Source organism: Halomonas sp. (assembly GCF_041689495.1).
Taxonomy (GTDB): Bacteria; Pseudomonadota; Gammaproteobacteria; order Pseudomonadales; family Halomonadaceae; genus Halomonas.
This window is the reverse complement of record NZ_JBDNGD010000535.1, coordinates 1-2,796: the sequence shown is the minus strand read 5'-3', so window position 1 is coordinate 2,796 and position 2,796 is coordinate 1. Positions and strand designations below refer to the sequence as shown.

Below are 2,796 nucleotides of genomic sequence, written 5' to 3'. Positions count from 1 at the left end.
GTGGCCATGGATGTAGCCGACCAGCTTCGCGATGAGGGTCGCGTGAGCCGTGGATGGCTGGGTGTGATGATTCAGCCCGTATCACGCGACCTGGCGGAATCCTTCGGCATGGACAGCCCCAGCGGTGCCCTGATTGCCGACCTGGATCCCCAGGGTCCGGCGGCTCGTGATGGTCTGCGTGCGGGTGATGTCATCCTCGAGGTCGATGGCCAGGAAGTGGAACGTTCCAGTACCCTTCCACGCTTGATCGGCAACACCAGCCCTGGCAACGAGGTGGAATTGCTGGTGCTGCGTGATGGTAATGAGCGTCGCATCGACGTGACGGTGGGCGACTGGCCGGAAGCCGGGATGCAGGCCACAGGCAGCCCCAACCAGAGCGATAGCCAGGCACTCCTGGGACTCTCGGTCAGTGAATTCGACCCTGCCGAGGCTGAACAGCTGGGTATCGAGGGCGGTGTCCGGATCCGAGAGGTCGATCCCGAGGGTGCCGCGGCGGCGGCGGGTATTCGTCCGGGGGACATCCTGGTCAGCCTGGATCACCAGAGCGTCGAAGGTCCCGACCAGCTGCTCGAGTTGGTGGCCTCCCTGCCCACCGACCGGGCCGTCCCCGTGCGCCTCTTCCGTGATGGCCGTTCCCTGTTCGTGGCGTTGCGCCTCGCCAGCGACTGATCCTGACTTTATCATCTCCCCGACACAGCGACCCGACGGCTTCCACCGTCGGGTCGCTGTTACTGCCGCCTCATGCGGCTACAATAGCGCGCATTCCCGACGGCCCGGCATCCCGGATGCCGACCCGTGGCTCGACCCCCATCAGGCAGAAGCGACTCGATGTCCCAAGACTCCTCCGACAAGCTCAAGCATATCCGTAACTTCTCGATCATCGCGCATATCGATCACGGCAAGTCGACCCTGGCCGACCGCTTGATCCAGGTCTGTGGCGGTCTGACCGAGCGTGGGCTGAAAGAGCAGGTACTCGATTCCATGGACCTAGAGCGCGAGCGCGGCATCACGATCAAGGCCCAGTCTGTGACCCTGGATTACGTGGCCGAGGATGGGCACACCTACCAGCTCAACTTCATCGATACCCCGGGGCATGTCGATTTCTCCTACGAGGTTTCCCGTTCGCTGTATGCCTGTGAGGGGGCCCTGCTGGTCGTGGATGCGGGGCAGGGCGTGGAAGCCCAGTCGGTTGCCAACTGCTATACCGCCATCGAGCAGGGGCTGGAGGTGTTGCCGGTGCTCAACAAGATCGACCTGCCCCAGGCCGATCCGGACAAGGTGGCCCACGAGATCGAGGAAATCATCGGTCTGGATGCCACGGATGCCTGTCAGGTCTCGGCAAAGAACGGGATTGGCATCGAGGCCCTGATTGAACGTCTGGTGCGTGACATTCCCCTCCCCAAGGGTGATCCGGACGCCCCCCTGCAGGCGCTGATCATCGATTCATGGTTCGACAACTATCTGGGTGTCGTTTCCCTGGTCAGGGTCTTCGACGGCACCCTGAAGAAGGGCGAAAAGCTGCGCATCAAGTCCACCGGACGCGACTGGCAGGCCAATGAGGTGGGCATCTTTACCCCGACCCGCAAGGAGACCGGTATCCTGCGTGCCGGGGAGGTCGGTTTCATGGTGGCCGGCATCAAGGACATCCATGGGGCCCCTGTGGGGGACACCATCACCCATGCCAAGACGCCCGATATTCCCCTCCTGCCGGGCTTCAAGAAGGTCAAGCCACAGGTCTATGCCGGCATGTTCCCGGTCAGCGCCGACGACTACGAGGATTTCCGCGACGCACTGGAGAAACTCGCGCTCAATGATGCCTCCCTGGACTATGAACCGGAGAATTCCGATGCGCTGGGCTTCGGCTTCCGGGTTGGCTTCCTCGGCACCCTGCACATGGAAATCGTTCAGGAGCGGCTGGAGCGCGAGTACAATATAGAGCTGATCACCACGGCGCCCACGGTGGTCTACGAACTGGCCATGAACAATGGCGAGATCCGCTATGTGTCCAATCCCTCCAAGCTGCCCGACATGGCTGATGTGGACGAGATGCGCGAACCCATCGTCCGTGCCAGCATGCTGGTCCCTCAGGAGTATGTCGGCAACGTGATTACCGAGTGCGAGCAGCGTCGCGGTACCCAACTGGACATGCAGTTCCTCGGCAGCCAGATCCAGCTCGCCTATGAGCTCCCCATGTCCGAGGTGGTGATGGACTTCTTCGATCGCCTGAAGTCCATCTCCAAGGGATATGCGTCACTGGAATACAACTTCGAGCGTTTTCAGGCCGCCAAGCTGGTGCGCCTGGATGTGCTGATCAACGGCGACAAGGTCGATGCCCTGGCCGTGATCATCCATCGCGACCATGCACACGGCCGCGGTCGTCTGCTGGTCGAGAAGATGAAGGAGCTGATTCCGCGGCAGATGTTCGATGTCGCCATCCAGGCCGCGATCGGCAGCCAGGTGGTGTCGCGCTCCACCGTCAAGGCCCTGCGCAAGAACGTCACCGCCAAGTGCTACGGCGGCGACGTGACCCGCAAGAAGAAACTGCTCGAGAAACAGAAGGCGGGCAAGAAACGCATGAAGCAGGTGGGCCGGGTGGAGATTCCCCAGGACGCCTTCCTCGCCGTGCTCAAAGTGAATGACTAGGGACCTGATTTCATGGATTTTTCCTTTCTACTAGTGGTAGCGGTTGGCGTTACCGGCGTGATCTGGCTGGCCGATCTGCTCTGGTGGCGACCCCTGCGTCGGCAGCGGCTGGCCACTGCCGATGCGGGTACCACCGAGGGGCTTGACGAGCGG

At 62.0% G+C, this 2,796-nt stretch carries 2 protein-coding genes; both read left to right on the top strand.

All coding sequences use genetic code 11. From position 1 onward, the window contains the following. Positions 1–669 (top strand): PDZ domain-containing protein (locus tag ACESMD_RS15610; RefSeq protein WP_372614775.1); only part of this gene is annotated, 669 nt, incomplete at its 5' end. 159 nt (positions 670–828) lie between these two features. Next, positions 829–2,643, top strand: coding sequence for a translation elongation factor 4 (lepA, locus tag ACESMD_RS15605; RefSeq protein WP_372614773.1), 1,815 nt, complete (start codon positions 829–831; stop codon positions 2,641–2,643). Positions 2,644–2,796: the final 153 nt, after the last annotated feature.